Origin of the sequence: Vibrio superstes (assembly GCF_003569005.1) — a bacterium.
Classification (GTDB): domain Bacteria; phylum Pseudomonadota; class Gammaproteobacteria; order Enterobacterales; family Vibrionaceae; genus Vibrio; species Vibrio superstes.
In genome coordinates, this window is the sequence record NZ_BCUR01000001.1 from 1,394,373 (window position 1) to 1,416,510 (window position 22,138).

23 protein-coding genes are annotated in these 22,138 nt (G+C 43.8%); 6 read left to right on the top strand and 17 right to left on the bottom strand.

The annotated features are described in order from the left end of the window. Window positions 1–27: 27 nt before the first annotated feature. The 5 genes from D5I41_RS06020 to D5I41_RS06040 form a co-directional block, all read right to left on the bottom strand. Window positions 28–378 carry a hypothetical protein gene (locus tag D5I41_RS06020; protein ID WP_119008988.1) on the bottom strand — a complete coding sequence of 117 codons (351 nt, stop codon included), beginning with the start codon at window positions 376–378 and terminating at the stop codon, window positions 28–30. Window positions 379–547: 169 nt separating this feature from the next. Beyond that, entirely contained in the window at window positions 548–1,138 is a 591-nt protein-coding gene (locus D5I41_RS06025) for an alpha/beta family hydrolase (RefSeq protein WP_119008989.1), read from the bottom strand. 26 nt (window positions 1,139–1,164) lie between these two features. Next, on the bottom strand, window positions 1,165–2,070 hold the full coding sequence (locus D5I41_RS06030) for a DnaJ C-terminal domain-containing protein (protein WP_119008990.1): 906 nt from the start codon (window positions 2,068–2,070) through the stop codon (window positions 1,165–1,167). A 246-nt stretch (window positions 2,071–2,316) separates the two neighbouring features. Further along, window positions 2,317–2,496, bottom strand: coding sequence for a hypothetical protein (locus D5I41_RS21410; protein ID WP_147094815.1), 180 nt, complete (start codon window positions 2,494–2,496; stop codon window positions 2,317–2,319). 69 nt (window positions 2,497–2,565) lie between these two features. Next, complete coding sequence (locus tag D5I41_RS06040) at window positions 2,566–2,904, bottom strand: cytosolic protein (protein WP_119008992.1); 339 nt, start codon at window positions 2,902–2,904, stop codon at window positions 2,566–2,568. Between the two features lie 411 nt (window positions 2,905–3,315). On the opposite strand from D5I41_RS06040, the gene D5I41_RS06045 reads away from it, so the two are divergent. Next, window positions 3,316–4,632 carry an anaerobic C4-dicarboxylate transporter gene (locus tag D5I41_RS06045; RefSeq protein WP_119008993.1) on the top strand — a complete coding sequence of 439 codons (1,317 nt, stop codon included), beginning with the start codon at window positions 3,316–3,318 and terminating at the stop codon, window positions 4,630–4,632. Window positions 4,633–5,128: 496 nt separating this feature from the next. Here D5I41_RS06045 and D5I41_RS06050 read toward each other — a convergent pair whose 3' ends face one another. From D5I41_RS06050 to D5I41_RS06070, 5 genes are read right to left on the bottom strand one after another with little or no spacing between them, the layout of a single operon-like run. After that, window positions 5,129–6,103 (bottom strand): substrate-binding domain-containing protein, encoded by a 975-nt coding sequence (locus tag D5I41_RS06050; RefSeq protein WP_186811062.1) that lies wholly within the window; start codon window positions 6,101–6,103, stop codon window positions 5,129–5,131. A 34-nt stretch (window positions 6,104–6,137) separates the two neighbouring features. Continuing rightward, window positions 6,138–7,148 (bottom strand): ABC transporter permease, encoded by a 1,011-nt coding sequence (locus D5I41_RS06055; RefSeq protein WP_119008994.1) that lies wholly within the window; start codon window positions 7,146–7,148, stop codon window positions 6,138–6,140. Next, on the bottom strand, window positions 7,145–8,695 hold the full coding sequence (locus D5I41_RS06060; protein ID WP_119008995.1) for a sugar ABC transporter ATP-binding protein: 1,551 nt from the start codon (window positions 8,693–8,695) through the stop codon (window positions 7,145–7,147). The genes D5I41_RS06055 and D5I41_RS06060 overlap by 4 nt, the downstream gene beginning before the upstream one ends. Further along, a complete protein-coding gene (locus D5I41_RS06065) occupies window positions 8,696–9,853 on the bottom strand; it encodes a Gfo/Idh/MocA family protein (protein WP_119008996.1) in 1,158 nt (385 codons plus the stop codon). Between the two features lie 10 nt (window positions 9,854–9,863). After that, window positions 9,864–10,919 (bottom strand): sugar phosphate isomerase/epimerase family protein, encoded by a 1,056-nt coding sequence (locus tag D5I41_RS06070; protein ID WP_119008997.1) that lies wholly within the window; start codon window positions 10,917–10,919, stop codon window positions 9,864–9,866. Between the two features lie 300 nt (window positions 10,920–11,219). On the opposite strand from D5I41_RS06070, the gene D5I41_RS06075 reads away from it, so the two are divergent. The 4 genes from D5I41_RS06075 (at window position 11,220) to D5I41_RS06090 (ending at window position 13,608) form a co-directional block, all read left to right on the top strand. Beyond that, window positions 11,220–12,254, top strand: a complete 1,035-nt coding sequence (locus D5I41_RS06075; protein ID WP_119008998.1) for a LacI family DNA-binding transcriptional regulator — start codon at window positions 11,220–11,222, stop codon at window positions 12,252–12,254. 89 nt (window positions 12,255–12,343) lie between these two features. Next, on the top strand, window positions 12,344–12,688 hold the full coding sequence (locus D5I41_RS06080) for a VOC family protein (RefSeq protein WP_119008999.1): 345 nt from the start codon (window positions 12,344–12,346) through the stop codon (window positions 12,686–12,688). A 121-nt stretch (window positions 12,689–12,809) separates the two neighbouring features. After that, window positions 12,810–13,163, top strand: a complete 354-nt coding sequence (locus D5I41_RS06085; protein WP_119009000.1) for a tRNA-binding protein — start codon at window positions 12,810–12,812, stop codon at window positions 13,161–13,163. Between the two features lie 115 nt (window positions 13,164–13,278). Then, the gene (locus D5I41_RS06090) at window positions 13,279–13,608 is read left to right on the top strand and encodes a DMT family transporter (protein WP_119009001.1); all 330 of its coding nucleotides are present in this window, start codon (window positions 13,279–13,281) and stop codon (window positions 13,606–13,608) included. Window positions 13,609–14,096: 488 nt separating this feature from the next. Here the strand turns inward: D5I41_RS06090 and D5I41_RS06095 are convergent, their stop codons facing one another. Then, window positions 14,097–15,419, bottom strand: coding sequence for an EAL domain-containing protein (locus tag D5I41_RS06095; protein ID WP_119009002.1), 1,323 nt, complete (start codon window positions 15,417–15,419; stop codon window positions 14,097–14,099). A gap of 220 nt (window positions 15,420–15,639) precedes the next feature. Continuing rightward, a complete protein-coding gene (locus D5I41_RS06100) occupies window positions 15,640–16,440 on the bottom strand; it encodes a hypothetical protein (RefSeq protein ID WP_119009003.1) in 801 nt (266 codons plus the stop codon). Window positions 16,441–16,588: 148 nt separating this feature from the next. On the opposite strand from D5I41_RS06100, the gene D5I41_RS06105 reads away from it, so the two are divergent. Next, window positions 16,589–17,494: a LysR family transcriptional regulator gene (locus D5I41_RS06105; RefSeq protein ID WP_119009004.1), complete on the top strand. Its 906-nt coding sequence runs from the start codon at window positions 16,589–16,591 to the stop codon at window positions 17,492–17,494. Between the two features lie 152 nt (window positions 17,495–17,646). On the opposite strand, the gene D5I41_RS06110 is transcribed toward D5I41_RS06105, so the two are convergent. The 5 genes from D5I41_RS06110 to D5I41_RS06130 all read right to left on the bottom strand — a co-directional run bounded on the left by D5I41_RS06110 (window position 17,647) and on the right by D5I41_RS06130 (window position 22,068). Continuing rightward, window positions 17,647–18,564 carry an amino acid ABC transporter permease gene (locus D5I41_RS06110; protein WP_119009005.1) on the bottom strand — a complete coding sequence of 306 codons (918 nt, stop codon included), beginning with the start codon at window positions 18,562–18,564 and terminating at the stop codon, window positions 17,647–17,649. A 97-nt stretch (window positions 18,565–18,661) separates the two neighbouring features. After that, a complete protein-coding gene (locus D5I41_RS06115) occupies window positions 18,662–19,471 on the bottom strand; it encodes a transporter substrate-binding domain-containing protein (protein WP_119009006.1) in 810 nt (269 codons plus the stop codon). A 12-nt stretch (window positions 19,472–19,483) separates the two neighbouring features. Then, window positions 19,484–20,281: an amino acid ABC transporter permease gene (locus tag D5I41_RS06120; protein ID WP_119009007.1), complete on the bottom strand. Its 798-nt coding sequence runs from the start codon at window positions 20,279–20,281 to the stop codon at window positions 19,484–19,486. Beyond that, window positions 20,281–21,027, bottom strand: a complete 747-nt coding sequence (locus D5I41_RS06125; RefSeq protein WP_119009008.1) for an amino acid ABC transporter ATP-binding protein — start codon at window positions 21,025–21,027, stop codon at window positions 20,281–20,283. The genes D5I41_RS06120 and D5I41_RS06125 overlap by 1 nt, the downstream gene beginning before the upstream one ends. Before the next feature lie 102 nt (window positions 21,028–21,129). Further along, a complete protein-coding gene (locus tag D5I41_RS06130; RefSeq protein ID WP_119009009.1) occupies window positions 21,130–22,068 on the bottom strand; it encodes a LysR family transcriptional regulator in 939 nt (312 codons plus the stop codon). Window positions 22,069–22,138: the final 70 nt, after the last annotated feature.

Genomic DNA, 22,138 nt, shown 5'->3' on the forward strand with positions numbered 1-22,138 from the left:
GTTTCCAGATTTGTTACTAGCCAAAGCCTATAGACCAAAGCCGATTTTAGGTAGCATACGCACTGAACGAACGCCCCATGGTGTTAAATCTGGTTTTGGCTGTCCAGTGTAGTTACCCAAACAGATATAGCCTTTGGACAAGTAACGGTAGAGAAAATCGCCACCTTGCAACTTCGCGCTCTTTTCATCACTGAATGGCAAATGGATACGTTCTACTCTCAGGTCTGGCGCCATTTTAAAAGCAGAATAGGCTGATGATTTTACATCGTAAGCATCAAGGTTTTTTAACAGAGCTTTGTCAGACATAGATGCTTTCTTACGAATAAAAAGCATAATTAAGTGTTTTTGCTGCTCCGATGAAACAATAAGCATTTCCATGATAGGTGCTCCTTAAAATGATATGCAGTATATAAGGTTGAGAGATTTGAGGCCACGAATTAGGTCAGTGTTAGCCTCTTTTTCAAAGCGTAACCATAACGTCATGCATAAAATGAGTAGCAGCAAAGCGGTTTCTACCAACCTGATGATACATCCGTTTTTATGCTTCTTATTTATTTGCTGCCATAAATGCAACGATAGAATCGACGGCGGTATCTATATTGTTTTCGTATGTTGCATCCGCTCTCTTTGGCGGTTTGAAACTGTGGTCTCCGTCGGGAAGATAGACTACCTCAATGGACTTAGACAATGGATAGCTTTCTACCTCATGGCGCTTACCGAAGGTATCTTTTTCTCCTTGAATAACGAGCATAGGAGTATCTATGGTCTCAAGGTGTTCTGTTCTTAATTTGTCTGGTTTTCCTGGTGGATGGAATGGATAGCCAAGACATAAACAACCCTTCGCTTCGGTTCTTTCTAAAATCATAGAGGCAACTCGACCTCCCATGGACTTACCACCGATAAATAAAGGGAGGGTAGGATTTAGATTTTCTATCTCAGCCAGAAAAGCCTGTTCAAGCTTATCCATTTTGTCTGGCGGGCGGCGTTTACCGAGCTCTTTTGCTTTTTGCATATAAGGAAAGTCAAACAAGTGCACTGACACTCCTCGTTCGGTTAACTTTTTGGCAATAGTTTGCATAAACTCATTGTCCATTCCAGCACCAGCGCCGTGCGCGAAAATAAACTCAGCCCAACTCATCTCTATCCCTTAAGATTAATTTCAATCTACTTGTTACCATCAAACGTCGCTTTTAATTGTTCTAGCAACGCTTTTTGCTGTTCCGTTAATTGCGTCGGAGTATCAACTTGAATGACGACGAGTAAGTCACCCGTGACGCCTTTACGGCTGGTAACCCCTTTACCGGATACTTTAAATTTACGTCCGCTTTGCGTTCCAACGGGCACTTTGAGTTTAAATCGGCTGTCGAATACATTCACCTCAACTTCGCCACCGAGTGCAGCGGTCACCATATCAATATGACTGGTATAGATTAAGTTGTTTTCGTCTCTCTTCAATACAGGGTGTGAGCGAATGTTTATGATAATGAGCAAATCTCCCGAGGGTCCACCATTGGCACTAAGACCGCCTTTCCCAGAAAAACGGATTTTTTCACCGTCTTTTATTCCTTCTGGGATCTTAACGTTAATCTTTTTTTGTTGGCCGTTTATTGGTAGCTCAATGATTTTCTCTGCACCTTTCACGGCATCAACAAAATCAACGCTTAAGTTGAACTCAAAATCTTGCCCTTTTCTTGGGCGAGTGCGACCGCCTCCTCGCGATTGTGCAAATATATCTTCAAAACCGCCGAAGCCTTGGCTTTGTTGTCTGAAACCACCACCAAACATGTCTTCAAAGCCACTGCCAGAGAATCCAGATTGTCGTTGGCGCTGACCAAAGCCGCTGTTATCAAACGCGGCGTGACCAAACCTATCGTATTCTTGACGTTTTTCTGTGTTGGTTAATATCTCGTAGGCTTCTTTGACTTCCTTAAAGCTTTCTTCAGCCTGAGCATCATCAGGATTTTTATCTGGATGATATTTCATTGCGAGTTTTTTGTAGGCTTTTTTGATTTCTTTTTCTGAGGAAGCCTTAGAGACACCTAATACTTCATAATAATCTCTTTTGGACATGCTCTTTTTTCTCACTAAATTAACGCAAAAAGGGCGCACGAGTAGCCTCTTACGCCCTAAATAATGCCGCAATGGTATTCTTCTAAAATGAAGAACACAAACACTAAAGCATTTGCTGTAGATCCAAGGGCATAAGTGACAACTAGAGCCTGTGCCCTTGGGGCAAAGAGAAGAGATGAAAAGGTTAATCCACAAAGAGAAAGGATCACGCGGTAAGGATTATGGGCCTAGACTGCAACGGCGTTGTTAATGATCAATTCCGATCTGTGTAGCTAGCCCACTCAACCTACCGCTAGTCAGTCCTCTATATCGAGACATTGCTGTTTCAGAGGTCGAGCGGTCGTGATAGCCAGAGTCAGTTTTCCACTGAGCTAGTGTATTGTTCTGCACCATCAATACTGGACATTGAGTTAAATGGCTTTCCATGCTCATAGTTATCCATAGGACGAACGGCTAGGGGTGCCAGTTCGCCGATTTTAACTGACTGAATGGTCTTCAGTCTATTCGGGTAATAAAGGTTTGCTCGTCATCCACAAAAGCCACAAAGCCGCCGTAATAGATAAACACTCGACCACGCCCTTCAACTAGGCAGGCAAGCTGTGGGTTTAAATCTTCTTCGTTATTCTGGCTTTGAAAGGTGCCGGTATCGGTGATTACGCCGCTGAGTGCAGGCAAATATCCATAAGTGCGCTTAGCTTGCTCAATCAGGCTCAATTCGCTGGCAGTAGAGAAGCAAGAGGGGATTGCACCGGCGTCTTCGATAAACATCGTTTTTAGTTCTTCGAAAGCTGTAATCACCAGCCAGTCGATGCCGTTCACATGATGGATAAACATAGAGTTTCTCGTAAATTCTGATGCGGAGATTTTATCACTATCAGAGGAGAACGTATTAGGGTTTGTTGACCTTTTGAGGTTATTTTTGTAGCGATTTGTTGGGTATTAATACAAGGCAGTCGCTTTTAGGTGTGGTGGTTCCACATGAAAAGTGACTAACGCGGTAGAAATGCCCAACAGACCCTAGAGATTTAGTTGCTAAAGGCAGCAGTTTTACGCCATTTCCGGTCATTCAACAGACCCTAGATATATGGAAGGTAATCATTCTATTTTTTTAGTATGTAGATCATACATTTAGACACAATTTTATTGTGGTTACTCTTGCCATTCTGCTTGCTCCCTCGAATAAAATCCTAGGCCTCTGTGTTAATTTGAAATGAGTTAAGCAACTAAAACTCAGGGGTTAAATTCATGTTTAGTGTTCATTTGGCGTTACTGCTTATCGTAATATTCGTGGGGATTCGCTATGGCGGTGTCGCCTTTGGTTTGCTCGGCGGCTTGGGTGTTTCCATCATGGGGGTGGTCTTCGGAGTGTCAGCGGGATCGCCTCCAGTCTCCGTGATGCTCATTATTCTTGCTGTGGTTGCTGCATCAGCCACGCTTGAAGTCACCGGCGGTTTAGCACTGTTAGTTAAATTGGCGGAGAAAATGCTTCGTCGTAATCCAGACCGCATTGTCTTTTTAGCACCATTAACCACTTGGGGCCTGACCGCGTTAGTTGGGACAGGGCATTCAGTTTATCCTCTATTACCTGTGATCTATGATGTCGCTTACTCAAAGGGGATCCGCCCAGAGCGCGTAATGCCAATGTCTACAGTGGCAAGTCAAATGGGCATCACGGCTTCACCTCTTAGTGCCGCCGTTGCTGTTATGGTGACAGCATCCTTTGATAACAGTTGGGGAATTGGCCTGGGTTCTGTCTTATTGGTGACTATTCCTGCGACGTTTTTGGGGGTAATGGCCGCTTCTTTGTTCTCGCTTCGTCGTGGCAAAGAGTTGACCGATGACGCAGAGTTTCAAAAGCGTTGTGAAGACCCTGAATTCAAAGCTCAACTTGTAAGTGAAGTCATGGGATCTGAGCAAACAGCTGAAGAGAAGAAGATAGCTAAACGTGGACTGGGGTTGTTTCTGGGCGGTATCGCTGTATTGGTGTGTATTGCCATGTTTGGTATGGAACTATTGCCGAAGGGAACAAGCTTAGGCGTGCTGATCCAGATGCTGATGCTATCGGTAGGTGCAATCATTTTGATCACTTGCAACGTAAACACTAAGAAAATTGTCCGCAGTAATGTATTCATTGCAGGCATGTCTGCATTAGTCACCATTTTTGGTATAGCTTGGTTGTCCGATACCATCATTTCTCACCATAAGTCAGGCATCATTGAAGTGATGGGTGACATGGTACAAGCCAAGCCATGGTTGTTTGCTATCGCATTAGCCATGGGGTCTGCGTTCATTAAATCACAAGCGGCTTGCTTAACTGCATTACTACCATTGGGCATCAGTTTGGGCATTGATCCTGTCGTATTGATCGGAGTCATACCCGCTTGCTACGCTTATTTCTTTTTTCCATTTTATCCATCTGATCTTGCGGCAATTGAGTTCGACAGGACAGGAACAACTCGAATTGGTAAATACGTATTGAACCATAGCTTCATGGCAGTGGGCTTAATTGGAGTGAGTGTAGCGACCTGTTGTGGCTATTTTATCTCGATGGCGGTCAATTAAAATAGAGACAACTTAGCCGGAGTGAAGAAAGGGTCATTTGTTAATTCAACCAATGACCCTTTTTGTTGCATTGCTCTCTGATAAACATAGGTTCAACGATCTCTTCGCTTTCCTCGAAGTTCTTTAGAAATCCGATACGCCTGTAGAAGGAAAGCTCTACTATTCTGTGGTATTGTTTTTTGGGGGGATTAGCGGAAGTGTTCGAATACCCAATCGAAAAAATCGTCTGTTAAAAATAGCGTGCTGTTGAAAAAGTCAAAGACAAAATCTACAAGTAATGCGTTATCGCTTTCACTTGGCCAGAAGTGATTATGAAGTAGCTTACAAGTTGAATGTTGGGTAGATATTTAGAATGGATGGTTGAGCCGAAACTAAGTTGTTTACATAGGTTATGTTGATAAATTTGGAGGGTTCTAATGCTTATTAGAACCCTCCATACTTACTAGGCTAACTCTCGTTGCTCCCTTTGACAGGAATTACATTGCTAATGAATCTATTAATAAGCCGATTCAGGCTCGTAATAGAGGTTAGCGTTGTGTTTATCCACTAGCTCAGCAGCCAAGATGACGCGAGAGGGGGAGGTATGATACAGATTGCCCAATCTCTCGTTCTTCAAGCCTGTTACGCTCAGTGCAATGGCTGAGGCCACCATATTTGGTGGGTAGGTGACGGTTGCACGAACCACTGGGTCGCCATCAATAACCATCTTCATAATATCTTTAGAACCAGCGCCACCTAGCACGGTTTTAACGTCTGTTCGGCCAGATTCTTTGATGGCTTGCATTACGCCCTTAAGCATATCGTCATCTTGGCACCATACCGCATCAATTTGAGGGTGGCGTTGTAACATATTCTCCATTACCGCCAATGCTTTCTGGGTGGACCAGTCTGCAGGTTGGCTATCAAGGATCTCAATGTTTTTGTGCCTTGCCATCTCTTCATTGAACGCGTCAACGCGTTGCTTGTTGATAGGAATTGACATGCCTTCTAGCACTACAATTTTACCCTTATCGTTCATTTCTGAGGCAAGCCACTTACCACTCACGGTTCCCAGCCCAGCATTGTCACCAGCGATGAAGACGTTTTGCGCCGAATGCGCAAGCTCACGGTCAACCACGACAGTGTAGATGCCTTTGTTATAGGCTTCTTCAATGACGGTTTGCAGTGTTGCTGGGTTATGAGGAAGGATGACTAGTGCATCAATACCACGAATCATGAGGTCTTCAACATCGCCCACCTGCTTAGAGCCAGAACTGGCTGCAACCACATAGAACTCGAAGTCTTTTTCTTGCTTTCTAAAGTCAGCAGCGGCCTTTTCTGCCCACCACAACACGCCTCCTGTCCAACCATGATCCGCTGATGGTACTGAAATTCCAACCTTGTAGGTTTTAGCCCACGCCTGAGATGTGCACAGCATTAATGCCAGAATCATTCCAAAGCCTAACTGTGCAAGTTTTTTTATTTGTAGCATCTGTTAGTTCCTCTATGTTACAGGTTTTGACGGGTTACTCTGAACGCTTAAATTGCATTAATACTGCGAGCAGAATAACGGCGCCTTTTACCGTTCCTTGTAGATATGGGCTTACACCCAGTAGGTTAAGCATGTTGTTGATAATGCCTAGTATGATTGCGCCAACTACGGTTCCCCATATAGATCCTTTTCCGCCTGACATGGCCGTACCACCGATAACAACGGCAGCAATGACGTCTAGTTCATAGAACAGACCCGCATCCCCAGGGCTTATAGAATTGAGCCGAGAAGAGAGCATGACAGCGGAAACACCGACGGTGAATCCTAGTAACACAAAAGTGAGAAAAACGATTTTTTGTACATTGATGGCGGAGTAGGTCGCAACCTTAGGGTTTGACCCGACAGCGCAGACATGGCGGCCAAATGCGGTGTGCTTAAGAAGCACGTGTCCAATGACTGCCAATATCAAGAACACCCAAACAGGAATAGGTAACTCCAAGAAGTAGCCCGTTCCGATTTTCGGGTAATTAGGGTTGCTGGATACGACCTCACCGGCATCGCTAAGATAAAGGGTCAGCGAGCGATAAATAGACATTGTCGCTAGGGTTGCGACAAAGGCGGTGATCTTGCCCACCGTGGTCAACAGCCCATTAATGGCACCAAACAACGCGCCCAATACCATAGCGGCAACTATCGCAAGACTCACCGACATCCAGCCAATGCCCAAATAGTTGAGTAGCATGATGATCAATACGCCCACCAAAGCCAATGTGGAACCTACAGATAGGTCAATTCCACCGGCAATGATCACGAAGGTCATGCCTAGCGCAATGATCCCGGTATAAGAGACCTGCCGCAGGATATTGGTGAGGTTACGAGGTATCAGAAAATGCTCACTCGCTATTGCAGAGATGGCAAACAATACCGCTAAAGCGATGAGTGGCGCATAATTTCCCCAGTTTATGCGCTTAAGGCGTTCGCTGACTGTTGGTGAGCTTTGAGCGCTAATATTGTCTTCGGTAAGGTGGTGCAAATTATCACTCATAGAACCATTCCTTCTGCTTCTGATGTTGCTTCGGGATGAGTTAAGCCAGCGGCTAGCAACATGATTTGCTGTTCGGTGATGTCTTCCCCAATCAATTCCCCTTGTTGCTTACCCTCTCGCATCACAATTACCCGATTCGCAAGCCCAATCAGCTCTTCCATTTCAGAAGAGATGACGATAACAGCCAACCCTTGTTCAGTGAGGCTCTGAATAAAGTGATAGATGTCTTTCTTGGTATTAACGTCAACGCCACGAGTAGGCTCATCTAAGATGAGTATTCTTGGGTGGGTATCCATCCATTTTGATAGATAGACTTTTTGTTGATTTCCACCGCTTAAAAACTGAAGCTCTGTGTCTAGGTTGTTGGTTTTTATATCAAACTTTTCAACAAACTGTTCTGACTGTTGCTTTGTTTTTTTGTGCGCGATTAGGCCATTGGTGTATTTGTCCAGAGAAACCAGAGTAATGTTCTCATGCAGGTTAAAATTGAGAATCAGTCCGCTTCCTTGTCGGTCTTCACTCAAATACGCCAAACCCTGATTAACCGCATGCTTAACATTGGAGATTCGATAGTGATCGCCAAAGATCTTGGCTTTACCACTGGCGATAGGGCGTAATCCCATCAATGCTTCGGCGATCTCGGTTCTACCGCTACCCACGAGACCTGCAAACCCAAGCACCTCACCACTGTGGACATGAAAACTCACATGCTTAACCAGTTTCTTGAGGCTAAGGTCTTTGACCTCAAGAGCTACCTCTGATTTTGGGGTGGTACGCGGAGGGAAGATTTGATGGAGTTCGCGACCGACCATTTTAGTGGCCATATCGTGTTCGTTGATCTCGGCAACCTCGTCAACGGACACTAACTCGCCATCGCGTAGGATCATCAAGCGATCACATAGGCGTTTTACTTCCTTCAACTTGTGAGAGATAAATAAGATAGTGACGCCTTGCTTTTTAAGCTTATCAATCAGCGCAAAAAGAATATCCACCTCATGATTGGTTAAAACCGTCGTCGGTTCATCCATGATCAAAATACGTACATCGTTAACCAGTGCTTTTGCAATCTCTACCATCTGCTTTTCAGCAACGCTCAGTTGCTCAATCAGTGCGTCGGTAGAGAGTGGGGTATCGAGCATGGCTAACAATTGCTCGGTTTTCTTCCTCATGGCTGTTTTGTCTAGCAAGGCATATTTGTAGCTGGTTTTGTTGATTAACTCCTGCCCAAGAAAGATGTTCTCAAACACATTCAATGTGGGCACTAGGTTAAATTCTTGAGGGATCATGGCGATCCCGTGAAGTTTTGCATCCGAAGGAGCTCGAATATTGACGGGGTGGCCATCGATCTCAACCGTACCGCTGGTGGCGTGGTAAATCCCATTAATGATCTTTAATAATGTGGATTTACCCGCTCCATTTTCTCCGAGTATGCCAAGTACTTCTCCAGCATGAATATCGATACAGATGTCATGCAGGACGGTCACGCCGGAGAAGGCTTTGCTAATATTCTTCAGGCGCAATAGTGGAGCTATCGCAGTTTGAGCCATCTAAAACTCCTTAATCGATACCCAATGTCCATTTTGCTCTGAAGAGGCGATGACGGCGCTGATAAACCTCAGGCCATCCAACCCTGTATTTACGTCTGGCATCAAACTTCCCTCTAACACATCTTCAAGTCTGTCGCCTTGCTTGATGCGTGAGATACAATCTGCGGCCTCGGTGTAAAGGTTGGCAAATCCCTCGAGATAACCCTCAGGGTGGCCACCGGGCGTTCGCACTAAATGGCTTCCGGTATCTATGTAGGCATTACCACCTCGAGTGAGTAATTGCGTCGCTTGCCCAAGTGGACTAAAAAAGAGCTGATTAGGGTTCTCTTGGGCCCACTCTAGGCCACCTTTATCGCCGTAAATACGAATTCTCAATCCATTTTCATTGCCGGGAGCGACTTGGCTGCTCCAGAGCATACCTTTGACATTGTTATCAAAGCGCAACATGGCTTGAACATTGTCATCGAGTCTTCGTCCTTCCACGAAGGTAGTGAGCTCGGCACTGACTTGTTGCAAACTCAGTTGAGACATGAAGCACGCCAGATTGTAGGCATGGGTGCCAATATCACCTAAGCACCCAGCAGGACCAGAACGGCTCGGGTCGGTACGCCATTGCGCTTGTTTGTTATCGGTATGCTCTGTATCTGTGGTCATCCAGTCTTGAGGGTATTCAACCTGGATCAACCTCAGCTCCCCTAAGTCACCTTGATGAATCATTTGTCTGGCTTGACGTACCATGGGGTAGGCGGTGTAGTTGTGGGTCAACACAAACAAAACACCAGACTTGGTTGCGATATCTTTTAGCTGCTTGGCATCCTCTAAGCTTGAGGTCATGGGCTTATCGCAAATGACGTGAATGCCGGCCTCAAGAAAGGCTTTTGCCACAGGAAAATGCATGTGATTGGGAGTCACAATAGCAACTGCATCGATTCCATCTTCTCTTTGCGCTTCTTGCGTCGCCATTTGTTTGAAGTCTGAATAGGTGCGTTCAGGGTCAATGCCGAGTGCCTTGCCTGAGCGCATGGCTTTTTCTGTGGTTGAACTAAGAGCACCTGCAACCAGTTCATATTTCCCATCAATACGTGAAGCAATACGGTGCACAGCACCGATAAAAGCTCCCTCACCACCGCCAACCATACCTAGTTTTAACATTGTCATAATGGGCCCCTTAAACTAAACCAAGAATACGGCGGTTTGCTTGCAGATCCGTATCGGCATCAGCGAAATCATCGAACGCTTTGTCCGTTACTCGTATGATATGGCGGTTAACAAATTCAACGCCTTCGGCAGCACCAGATTCGGGGTGTTTCAGGCAACATTCCCATTCGACGACAGCCCAACCATCAAAGTCATACTGGGACAATTTAGAGAACACAGCGCCAAAATCCACTTGCCCATCGCCCAAAGAACGGAAGCGACCCGCTCTGTCAGTCCAGTTTTGATAGCCGCTGTAAACGCCCTGCATGGCAGAAGGGTTAAACTCTGCATCCTTAACGTGGAACATCTTGATTCTTTCGTGGTAGCGGTCAATAAAGGCCAAGTAATCAAGCTGTTGCAATACAAAATGGCTTGGGTCATAGAGGATATTGGCCCTTGGGTGATTATCCACGGCCTCTAAGAACATCTCGAACGTGATACCGTCGTGCAAATCTTCACCAGGGTGGATCTCATAGCAGACATCGACACCGGCTTCATCGAATGCATCTAAGATAGGCTTCCAGCGTTCGGCAAGCTCTGCAAAACCGGTTTCAACTAAGCCTTGTGGTCGCTGTGGCCATGGGTATAAAAACGGCCATAGTAATGCGCCAGAAAAGGTGACATGAGCGGTTAGGCCTAGATTTTTTGAGGCCTTTGCCGAAAGCATAAGCTGATTGACTGCCCACTTTTGACGAGCTTCTGGGTTCTTGTGGACATGAGGTGGGGCAAATCCATCAAACATTTCATCGTAGGCAGGGTGAACAGCAACCAATTGTCCTTGTAGGTGGGTACTGAGTTCGGTGAGTTGAACACCATATTTTGCCAGTACAGCGAGGAGGGATTGGCAATAATCTAGGTCGTTGGCGGCTTTTTCTAAGTCAATCATGCGAGGATCCCAAGTTGGGATTTGAACGCCTTTATAGCCAAGTTCACTGGCCCATTCAACAATGGATTCGAGTGAGTTAAACGGTGCATCATCTGAGCAAAATTGCGCTAAAAAGAGCGCAGGACCCTTTATTGTTTTCATATTCAATCCCTTCTATATTTACGATAAATGCAATCGATTACATTACGATAAAGAAATAAATGACTGTAATTGAAACTAATGCACCAATCGTGTTCTGAGTGAAAAATAATCTACACAAGCTACTATACAAGTAAATTTAAGTGTTTTTAGCAAGATGTGAGCGATCTGTGACCAGTGTGGGTGATTTATGGCAGATTTGTGATCACTTGATTTAGAATATTTGACCTAGTGAACAATTTTTGTCACAGTCAATATAATGTAATCGATTGCAGTGTATTGTGTGAATTTGGAGAGGATGTCATGCCGACAATTAAAGACGTAGCTAAAATTGCAGGAGTCTCTACTGCAACCGTTTCACGTGCGGTTGCTCAGCCCCATAAGGTGTCGGTGAAAACTCGTCAAAAAGTTGAGCAGGCTATCCAAGAGACAGGTTTTACACCAAACGCAACCGCGCGCAATTTACGCCGCAATGAATCTAAGGCTGTGATTGTGATTGTTCCGGATATCGCCAATATGTTCTTTGCCGATATCGTGCGAGGAATACAACTTGTGGGGCAAAAACACGGTTATAAGGTGTTGTTAGGGGATACTATGCATACCGTAGAGCGAGCCGAAGTCTATTTGGAACTGGCACGTTCAAAACAAGCTGATGGAGTGATCTCATTGACCTCTGAATTGCCCGAACAGTATCGCTCTGGCTCGGATATTCCAATGGTGATGGCGTGTGAATACTTCTCTGACTCATCCATTCCTATCGTTAGGATCGACAACGACGAAGCGGCTAAAAAAGCGATTGAATATCTTGTCGATCTGGGTCATCAAGACATTGGGTGTATTACTGGTCCCATGAGCAACCCGATTTGTGAAGCGCGTAAGTCTGGTTTTGTCTCGGCGATGAGTGCGGCCAATTTGCACTTTGACGATGCTTCTTTTGAATCTGGAGATTTTAGTTTTGATTCTGGCTACATCGCTTTCAATCGCTTGATCAAACAGAAATCAATGACTGCGCTGTTTTGCTTCAATGATATGATGACATTAGGTGCTATGCATGCGGCAGAAGAAGCCGGAATTCGTATACCGGAGCAACTGTCTATCGTAGGTTTTGATGACCTTTTGTTCAGCCAATACAGTAGCCCACCGATCACCACGATTAAGCAGCCACAAAAGCTGATCGGTGAAACCGCCATGAATGTATTGATTGGGTTGTTAACCAAGGGAGATGCCCCTAAAGAGACGGTGATTCAAACTCAACTGCTGGTTCGAAAGAGCTCGACGACACCTGGTCACATAGCCTCACGTCGAACAAGTTCAACCAATAGCGATGTAGACAACTAACGCTATCGTTTAAAGTGATGATCGATAGCGGTGCCTATTTACTCGACCAAAAACAACGCCAAATCCAATTTAATATCAAAGGAAGATAGATGAAAATTCATTACCTTGAGGTGGTAACACCTGATGTTGCTCTCGCTTGTGAGACATATTCTTTGCTTCATAGCGTTCAATTTAGCGCAGCAGATCCAAGTCTTGGCGGCGCGCGCACGGCAACACTGGCTAATGGTGGAAAACTGGGTATCCGAGCACCACTTCGAGACACTGAACTGCCAATAGTACGCCATTACATCCTTGTGGAAGATATTCAGGCCACTGTAGATGCGGCGCAGGAGTCCGGTGCAGAAGTTGCTGTACCTCCTATGGAACTGCCGGGGCATGGTCAGTGTGCCATCGTCATTCAAGCTGGGATTGAGTTGGGCTTTTGGCAACTCTAGATTCAGGTAAGAAGCAATGCGTTATTGTTGATGCTTAGCATTAAGGTGAAGCTCGCGTAGGGTGTTTCAATGACTGATTGTTTAATTGCTATGCGCTCAGAATAAAATTGAGGATTGAGAGATGAAGTCTGCACCGATTAAGGATGAGATTACGTTTGATGATTTTGCGAAGGTTGATATTAGAGTTGGCAGGATCATCGATGTTAGTGAGGTTACTAAATCTGACAAATTGATGAGACTAACAGTTGATTTTGGTGACCATACTCGTGCTATTCTCGCGGGAATTAAGCAAGAGCGTGAGAACCCAAAAGAAATCGAGGGTAAACAAGCGCTATTTGTAGTGAACCTGCCGGAACGAAAGATGGCGGGTGAGGTATCTCAGGGAATGCTGTTTGATATCGGCTACGAAGATAAATTAACACCTTGTTTAGCCTGTCCAGAAACGGAAGTACCTAATGGTGCCAGAGCAGGTTAACGGGGAATTCACCTTATTAAGTGGCGACCTTGTCACAGGAACACGATTTCACGCAGGTTTTAGCGTTTAATGCGCTGTTTAGGCTTGGTCGTCGTCATGAATCAAAGAGAGAAGTATGGTTTATATGTACCTAGCGGTAGCGATTGTTGCTGAAGTTATTGCAACAAGTGCACTAAAGGCGTCTGAAGGCTTCACACGCATTACTCCCAGCGTCTTAGTGGTAATAGGTTACGCTGTTGCTTTCTATTTCCTCTCACTAGTACTAAAAACCCTTCCCATTGGTGTGGCATACGCGATTTGGTGTGGTTTAGGCATTGTCCTCGTTACCATAGTCGGCGCATTGGTATATGGTCAAAAGTTGGATTTGCCTGCTGTCATCGGGTTATCACTTATCATCACAGGCGTCGTGGTCATGAATGTATTCTCAAATACGGTCAGCCACTAGCAAATCGTTTAACTACAATCTCTGACGCTTGGCGTGACATGATAAGTTAATATCGAGTAGACCTGTTAATCTGGGCTATGTCTAATAGTCCAGATTCAAGGTTTGTATGCGCACGATAGTTTTATTTATAGCAACGTTATTGAGTGTTAACTCAATGGCCAAAGTGAATAACAACTCAGAAGATTATGAGATAGTGGTTCACTGCGCTAATAATCCCAATGATCAAAGTACAAAGTGCAATAAGTTAAAAAAGAAATAATCTTTGATGACCACTCTTGATCTAGGATGTTCAATGACGAGTCAACGTGGATTTCAAGTAAGAATGAAGCGTTTTAGATAGGGATAATGCCATGTTCCTATCTTGCGCGATTGCCTAGAATAGAAGTAACCATATTTCATTGTAAACCATAAATTCAATCAATCTTAACTTTACTGGGTAAACTTATTCTAGGTGGAAAATTCATTTTATTTTTGATGAATTTAATGAACTAGCGTTTTGTCTGTACCAATAGAATTTTGGTATCTTTCCAATCTATTGGCTTAGAAAACAAGTAACCTTGGAAATTATTGCACTTTCGTTCTATTAAGTAATTTAGTTGGCATCTTGTCTCAACCCCTTCAGCAATGACCATAATCTTTAGTTTTTTCCCAAGCTGAATTATGGTATCTAGGATTTGTATGTTGATAGAACCTTGATCGATACTTTTTACAAAGAATCGGTCTACTTTTATATAGTCAATAGGTAGTTTATTCAACATGGATAGCCCTGTATATCCAGTGCCAAAGTCATCAATTGCAATTAAATATCCTAGATCTCGCAATATTTGCAAATGGGTAATGGTTTCATCGGTAATCAGCTCACGCTCGGTGATTTCTATGACAGGCAGGTATCCCATACTGGCAATATCGTCATAGTATATTTTCAGTTTATTAATGTTTTTATCAGATTGCAGATAACTAGGGGGTACATTGATACCAATTTTCTTTTTATTAAATCTCCATTCGCTTTGCGAGAGGTCTTGAATTACTAGTTTAAATACTCTATCAGTCAATGGATTAATCAAACCATGCCTCTCTGCGATCGGAATGAACTTTTCAGGAGAGATAAAACCCATAGTTGAATGATTCCAACGCACTAGAGCTTCAAAACCTGTAATATGACTATTCTGGTCAAATAAAGGCTGATAGTTCATATGAAATCCGCCCCGAGTAATTGCTTTTCTTAGCGCACTAATCAGTGCCGATTCCTCACTTGTTTTATGAATTAATAGATAGCTAACCAACAACATAGTTAGAAGTGTAAAAATAAAGATGCGTAGGAAGAGGTAAAAATAATGACTGAGTTTAATATTGATATGAAATGTCACATCTCTAATGTCATAGTAGCCAAACTGATTTAATTTATCGGTGACAGATTCAGTTTCAAAGAATTGAATATCCTCAAAAGCATCACCATAAATGGATCGGGTCCTTGCTATTATAAAGCTTCTATGAACAAGTACAAAAGCTTGGATCTCATCTATTTCTCGTTTTACTAAGATACCATTTGATAGGATATTAGAGTTCTTATTATGGTCAATTTGCTCTTTAAATGTAGAGAATAGATCATCTGTCCCGCAAACATACTTCCCTTGAACTGTGATATAGACGGAGGTGATTAGGTTCCCGTTGAATAGAGGGCTATAGTTGTCACAACCCACAGTTCTATACCTATTAACTAATTCATTTTTCCGAAAGTTGGTATACCCAAATATTGCGTTAGACTCTTCTTTGAAGGCAATTTCTTTTTCTCTTAAATCAGTTTTTGTCATTATTAGTGTGGCATAAGAAGATATCAAAGTTGATATTAGTATAATAATAATTGTTAGGGATTTTGATAATTTCAATGGCTTACGCTACGGATTAGTTAGAAAAGAAATAGCACTGTAGTCGGGATTACATGTTTCATCATTATGGTGTGCACTAGAAAAAAACGCTTGTCCATATGGCCAAGCGTATTTAGCAAGAAGACTAACAATGTTTGAGGAAAAACTAGAACTGGTAATTAAACTCTATGCGATGGTCACCATCGGTAAAGTCTGTATTTTCAGTCCAGTTGGCAAAATAACGGACGTTAGCTCTAGGTGTGATTTGGTAGCTAGCCGCAAACTCGTGTGCAAAAACGGCATCACTACCTTCAAAACCAGAGTCTTTAAACGTACCAGAACCTGAAATGGTGCCCATGTACATAGGGTTGTAGTTCAGCCAGAATTTATCTGTCACCGCAATTTTTGCATACATACCAGCAACATAGAAGGTACCGTGCAGATTGTAACGGTCTCGAGCTTGGTCGGCATCCAGATCACCACCAGTGCCTGGTACTAGCTCTTCTCCAGCCGCTACACCAAGACCTGCTAGAGGGTATAGGTTCAGTATTCCCATTTTTGGTAGAGCTTGAATGAAGCTGTAAGAGGCAGAACCCTGATTGCTATCAAAATCCCACGCAACATCAACTTGTGCACCGCGACCATTGGTCAGATCAACGGTAAAGTTTCTAAAGCGAATAGAGTCAATGCTGTCGTCTGTTTCACGGTTACTCCAACCTAAGGCCTCGCCAGCAAATCCTTTAATTTCTAGAACATTCATACCCATAGTGATGTCACTACCGGTATCGTAGGTTTGACCTATTTTGAGGTTCAATCCTTTATCTGTGTATCCCAAACCGGCTTGTGTGAAAACGGCCAAAGGATCAGACATATCTTGAACTTCAGTGTCCTCTTCAGAAGCAGCTGAGAATGACGTAACGCTAGCGAAAATAGCACTCAACAATAGGGAGCGACGCTTATTAACCATGAAAACCTCGATAAGAATGAGAAGTCGCGTCCCTGTACTTCATTTAAGTTGGGAATCACTATAAAGAGATATGTAAGTTAAGAGAATTTGCTTATACTTAACAAATGGTTAAGCACTGCTTAATGCATCATTTTTGAGGGAAAAATAAATGAAAATTGATCTCAATCTTCTCAAGGTATTTGCAACCGTTTATCAAGAGAAGAGCTTGAGCCGTGCGGGTGAAAAGTTGTTTGTTACCACACCTGCAGTCAGTCAGAACATAAAGAAGCTTAAAGAGTCGTTGGGGGAGGAACTGTTTGTTCTTTCGAATAGGCAATTTATACCAACGCCTTATTCCGATGATTTGTATCGGAAGGTACAACCTTTACTAGACGGCATCTCGCTGGCAATAACAGAGAGCAAAGAGTTTGTGCCTGCTGATTTAACAGAATCCTTTCGTTTAGAAATTAACCCTCACATTCAGTCATGGTTAACTTTAAAGTTGTATAAAGAGTTCTATCATCAGAGCCCAAACCTGACATTGATCAGCCATACCATTTCACCCAATACATTGGACTCTCTAACGCAGGGTTCCATCGATATGGCGATCCATTTCGAGACGGATAATTTGCCTCCTGAGATTGTCGCTATCCCGATGACTCAGTTGCAATTCATTATTGCTGTGCGCTCAGGGCATCCATTTAAAAAGGAAACGGCGCGAATGGATGAGTTGTTGCAATATCCAGTGGCACACACAGACTTGGCTTATTTAGACCCTAATAAGCATTCTAGGCTTGAAGAAGAAGTCGTCTTAGAAGGTAAGGAGATCAAGGTATCGCTTCGAACAACCTCGATAGCTGCGCTTTTAGAGGTGATCAAGTGTACCGACACCATAGTACCGTGTTTGCCTCAGGTGATTGAACAGTACCCTAACGAGCTAAGAAAAATTGAGATTGTAGGAATGGATCAGATCCGAACTATGGATGTGCACGCCTTTATTCATAGAAAGAACCTGGGGTCGAAGAAGTTCGATTGGTTGCTTAATTTGGTGGAAGAAACGCTCTCTTCTCCTTAAGAAGCATCACTTTGGCGCTCGCTCGAAGTGCTTATGCTAAAAGAAGACATCGAGAGTGAAGTCTAATTGAGGCTTGTACTGATAGATTGGAATCAAATGATGGTCGTTGATTCTCTTCTGGTTTACCCAGAAGAACCAACCCATATTCAATACTATAAGTACGCCCTTGAACGCTTTTCTATCCAGTTAAACAAACGAGACAACAGGAAACATAGGCCAAAGTAAACAGCACCTACAATCAGCCAGATCTCGAATATCAGGCCAGAAGAGTTGGCCATCTCCGTGCCCACGAAGGTCATTTCTTGAATTGAGATCAATGACACTATCGAGGTGTCTTTGACTAATGATATCGCTTGTCCTGCTAAGGGAGGCGTTATGGCTGTCAATACTTGTGGCCCTATGACATATCGATATTTAGCTAGGCTAGACAAGCCTAATGAGTCAGCCGCTTCCCATTGACCCTTAGGGATGCTTTCTAATCCTGCTCTGATGACCTCAGCGATGTAAGCCGAGGACAATAAACCAATGCATATCACGCCAGAGACGAGGTTTTCCCATAGGTTTGCTGGACCAAATAAAAAGCTCTGCAAAGCGTTTATCTCACCATTGTGTTCACGCAATACACCTTGTAAACCCAGTAGTGGTATCAATTGGTTTGAGACAAAGAAGTAAAAAATAAACACAAAGACCAGTGGCGGAATATTGCGCACTAACTGGATAAAGATAAGGGCGGGTGTTCGAAACAGTGCAACCTTGGAATGTCTTGCTACTCCAAGTATGGTTCCAAACGAAAGCGCTAGGGCCATACTCCAAATACTTAAGCGTAGGGTGGCTACTAAGCCCTGGAAAAAATAAGGGATCTTGCCTTCAGAGGGCGGAATGAAAATGAGGTTAAACGCGTCTTCCCAGCGCCAATGATAATGAATACCTACTGCCGAACGATAGTACAACCAACCAGCCATTACGCAGATAATAGTAAGTAAAATACCATCTAGGCGGTTCAGCTTTTTATACCAAGGCTTTGTTTGCACTTGAGGTTTCTTAGTGATTGATGCGCTCGTACTACTCACGTCATTCCTGTTTGATGTATCAAAGGTCAACAGACCTAAGTTAAAAGTAATCAGAGGCAGTGCAAGCTAGGTGCACTGCCGATCTAACAACTAGTGCCTATTGCCCTTGAGCAATTTGGTTTTGCCAATCTAGGGTAGAGAACCAGTATTCGTAGCGCTCTTTCAGCCAACCGTCCTCGGTACGAGCCTTGATCCACTCGTTAAAGAACTCGGCTTTATCCGTTTCACCCAGGCGAACCGCAAAGGCTTCATTACCCTTAGCTAATCGCTCAGTAAATGGAATGAATAAGGTGTCTGCATGTTTGATGGCCTCATGCTCGGGTTTTGGGCTCGAAGCAATTACAGCATGCGCATTGCCGTTCAGCACTTCTTGGAATGCTTGAGCGTCGTCATCAAACTGAAGCACCTTGGCTTTAGGGAATGTGTCACGAGCTACCTGCACGGTATGGGCGCCACGTCGAGCAGCAATTTTTACCCGGCGAGAGTCAAAATCAGAGATCTTGTTGAAACCCTCGGCCAACTCTTTGCTTGCTGCAAGTTGGACACCTGAGTGGGAGTATGGGTCAGTAAATAGCACACTCTTAGAGCGCGCCTCAGTAATAGACAACCCGCCAATGATCACGTCAAATTTTTGAGAAAGTAGTGATGGAATGATGCCATCCCAGGCGGTAGGAACAAACTCTACCTTCCAACCCGAATCGGCTGCTAAACGCTTCGCAACGTCGATCTCAAAGCCGATCAGGTCGCCATGCTTATTACGCATTGCCCACGGGACAAAGGTTGACATCCCAACACGTAATGTTCCGCGATCGTTTATTTTATCTAAGTTTGGAGTTGATGATGCAAGCGTCGGAAGACTGACGGCGAGCGCCAGTAATGCGGTGATTGCGGTCTTAAATAGCTTCATGCTGAATAATCCTTATTGAGTTCGCCAATTGGCTCCAAATTTGTGTTCGAGCCAAGCTGCAATGGCAGAGAGTGAGAGTGTGAGAGCCAAGTAAATAATTGCCACAGAGAACCAGATCTCAAATGGCATTGCCGTTTCAGAAACAATGTTTCTGGCTTCAGTAGTGAGGTCAAATACAGCCATAACACTCACAATTGAAGAGTTCTTAATTAAAGAGATTACCTCGTTGGTCAGCGGTGGTAATGTCCTTTGAATCATTTGCGGAAGAGTGATATCCCAGAAGGTATAAACCTTGGATAAACCCAATGAATGAGCAGCTTCAAATTGCCCCTTCGCGATACTGTTTAATCCGGCACGGAATATCTCAGCTGTGTATGCCCCCTGAAACAGCGCTAAGGCTAAGATAGCGGTGCTAAATCGATCCAATCCAATCACGGGCCCAAACACGAAATACAACAAGTAGATTTGCACCAGTAATGGAGTATTTCGGATCAGTTCTACATAGCCAGTGCCTAGGGATCGCCCCACGATAGAATTAGAGTTTCTGAGAAGGGCGGTGATCAAGCCAATGATTAATGTGGCTATCAGTGACAGCAGTGAGATTTTTATGGTGACTAGAAGCCCCTCAGCAAGCTCAGCAGGCCACCATTCACCATCTTCATAAAACGCAATGTAATCTGGAACTCGTTCCCACTGCCAAGTATATCCCATGGCTTGAGCGCCGGAGTCGAGGATCCAGGTAACCGCGACTATAAGAACCAGGATTTGGAAAATTGCGGATAGGGCTGGCTTAACGATACGTATGAACATCAATAACTTAATATCTGCTTGAGGAAAGAGCGTGTCCTCTCATGTTGAGGATTTTCAAACAGTGCTTCAGGTGTATTAGATTCCACTATCTGCCCCTCATCCATGAAGATAACTCGATCGGCGACTTGTTTTGCAAACCCCATTTCGTGGGTGACGCAAACCATAGTAATCCCTTCCTTTGCAAGCTCAACCATCACATCGAGAACCTCATTGATCATCTCAGGATCAAGGGCTGACGTGGGCTCATCAAATAATAATAGCTCGGGCTTCATACACAAAGAGCGCGCAATAGCGACTCGTTGTTGCTGACCACCTGAAAGCTGCACAGGGTATTTGTAAGCCTGCTCTTGAATATGTACTCGCTCCAAATAGTGCATCGCGATTTCTTCAGCTTCTTGCTTACTCTTTTTTAGCGTGCGTATTGGCGCTAGTGTGAGGTTTTCTAGAACGGTTAGGTGTGGGAATAGGTGGAAGTGTTGGAAAACCATCCCCACCTTGCCTGGATTTTTAAACTGACAGGGTAATGCATGGTCGAGCACTGTAAGCTCACCATTATCAAAAGGCTCTAGTTGATTGATGCAGCGAATCAGGGTTGATTTGCCAGAGCCAGACGGGCCACAGACAACAACAATCTCACCTTTATGGATAGATAAATCGATGTCTTTTAGAGCGTGAAAGCCGCCATACCACTTGTTAAGCGATTGAAACTTAACCATTCCTTGTTGATTGTTCAAACTTTTATTCATTGATAGTGCATGTACAAATTACCTTATCAATTTAGACACTCCAATGCACATGAATTTGGTGATATTCACAACGTTCAAAAGGGTTTAATCAGAATCCAGAAATTATACGATCTCTAAAACCGATTTTTTGAATAATTCATAGAACCATTGATGGGCTGGGCTTGTTTCGTGCCGACTATGGTAAATAAGGAACATGGGTACATGGTACTTGGCGTGTTCTTTCAACGAATATATCTCTACAAATTCTTCATTGAAGTTAGCCATATTCTTTAATCCGTTGGAGCCAAACAGAACAGCGTTAGTCGTTCGAGTGATCTCAAGCAAGGTCAGCGTTTGCGAGCTTCTTAACTTTGGTTTGTCTTGTGTTTGCAATAGGTCTTGGTAGATCTGAGTAATGGGAGAACGGAAAGAGAGTAGTCTGTCATCTTCAATGGTCATACCGATCAGCGAGTAATTGAGAATCTCAGCTATGTCTGGGTTCTTTATCTTGGTTAATGGGTGATTCTTTTTCACATACAGAACAGGGTAAAGACTACCCAATTTCTCGGAGCGATACTTAGGGTCGTGAGTAGGCTCATAATGGATAGCAAAGTCTAGTTTATTGGCATCAAGCAACTGAAAGGGGTTGGCCTTTGTGGGAGTCTCTTCAATTGCGGAAAATGGTGCATGCTGAGATAAATGTGCATAAAGCTTAGGTATTAAAGTTGAACCCATGAAGGTGGGTAGTGATAGTGAGAAAGTGTCATCACACAACAAAGGATCAAACTCATCGGTATCAAATAACTGCTGTAAAGATGGCAGAATTTTGTTCAACTCTTTTTCTAACTCTAGAGCCTTACGAGTGGGGATTAAACCCTTGGCGGTTCGTGTAAATAACGGGTCATCAAAGGTTTCTCGTAAGCGCTTTAAAGAGCGACTTACCGCCGATTGAGTAAGGTAGATCTCTTCGGCAACACGTGACACATTCCTTTCTTTGAGTAGTAAATCCAGAATAACGAGTAGATTGAGATCGACTCTGGAAAGAGACTTTAACTTTTCCATAGTATTATCACTTTAAATCATAACTATACTTGATTATTAGTAATTGGACGCAAATTGCAAGCTTGAATAT

Coding starts and splice junctions, on each gene's coding strand:
- D5I41_RS06025 (WP_119008989.1), bottom strand. CDS start 1,138: ATGAGTTGGGCTGAGTTTATTTTCGCGCACGGCGCTGGTGCTGGAATG.
- D5I41_RS06085 (WP_119009000.1), top strand. CDS start 12,810: ATGAAGTCTGCACCGATTAAGGATGAGATTACGTTTGATGATTTTGCG.
- D5I41_RS06125 (WP_119009008.1), bottom strand. CDS start 21,027: ATGAATAAAAGTTTGAACAATCAACAAGGAATGGTTAAGTTTCAATCG.
- D5I41_RS06100 (WP_119009003.1), bottom strand. CDS start 16,440: ATGGTTAATAAGCGTCGCTCCCTATTGTTGAGTGCTATTTTCGCTAGC.
- D5I41_RS06020 (WP_119008988.1), bottom strand. CDS start 378: ATGGAAATGCTTATTGTTTCATCGGAGCAGCAAAAACACTTAATTATG.
- D5I41_RS06060 (WP_119008995.1), bottom strand. CDS start 8,695: ATGGCTCAAACTGCGATAGCTCCACTATTGCGCCTGAAGAATATTAGC.
- D5I41_RS06050 (WP_186811062.1), bottom strand. CDS start 6,103: ATGCTACAAATAAAAAAACTTGCACAGTTAGGCTTTGGAATGATTCTG.
- D5I41_RS06090 (WP_119009001.1), top strand. CDS start 13,279: ATGGTTTATATGTACCTAGCGGTAGCGATTGTTGCTGAAGTTATTGCA.
- D5I41_RS06120 (WP_119009007.1), bottom strand. CDS start 20,281: ATGTTCATACGTATCGTTAAGCCAGCCCTATCCGCAATTTTCCAAATC.
- D5I41_RS06055 (WP_119008994.1), bottom strand. CDS start 7,148: ATGAGTGATAATTTGCACCACCTTACCGAAGACAATATTAGCGCTCAA.
- D5I41_RS21410 (WP_147094815.1), bottom strand. CDS start 2,496: ATGGAAAGCCATTTAACTCAATGTCCAGTATTGATGGTGCAGAACAAT.
- D5I41_RS06040 (WP_119008992.1), bottom strand. CDS start 2,904: ATGTTTATCCATCATGTGAACGGCATCGACTGGCTGGTGATTACAGCT.
- D5I41_RS06070 (WP_119008997.1), bottom strand. CDS start 10,919: ATGAAAACAATAAAGGGTCCTGCGCTCTTTTTAGCGCAATTTTGCTCA.
- D5I41_RS06065 (WP_119008996.1), bottom strand. CDS start 9,853: ATGACAATGTTAAAACTAGGTATGGTTGGCGGTGGTGAGGGAGCTTTT.
- D5I41_RS06105 (WP_119009004.1), top strand. CDS start 16,589: ATGAAAATTGATCTCAATCTTCTCAAGGTATTTGCAACCGTTTATCAA.
- D5I41_RS06115 (WP_119009006.1), bottom strand. CDS start 19,471: ATGAAGCTATTTAAGACCGCAATCACCGCATTACTGGCGCTCGCCGTC.
- D5I41_RS06095 (WP_119009002.1), bottom strand. CDS start 15,419: ATGACAAAAACTGATTTAAGAGAAAAAGAAATTGCCTTCAAAGAAGAG.
- D5I41_RS06080 (WP_119008999.1), top strand. CDS start 12,344: ATGAAAATTCATTACCTTGAGGTGGTAACACCTGATGTTGCTCTCGCT.
- D5I41_RS06130 (WP_119009009.1), bottom strand. CDS start 22,068: ATGGAAAAGTTAAAGTCTCTTTCCAGAGTCGATCTCAATCTACTCGTT.
- D5I41_RS06045 (WP_119008993.1), top strand. CDS start 3,316: ATGTTTAGTGTTCATTTGGCGTTACTGCTTATCGTAATATTCGTGGGG.
- D5I41_RS06030 (WP_119008990.1), bottom strand. CDS start 2,070: ATGTCCAAAAGAGATTATTATGAAGTATTAGGTGTCTCTAAGGCTTCC.
- D5I41_RS06075 (WP_119008998.1), top strand. CDS start 11,220: ATGCCGACAATTAAAGACGTAGCTAAAATTGCAGGAGTCTCTACTGCA.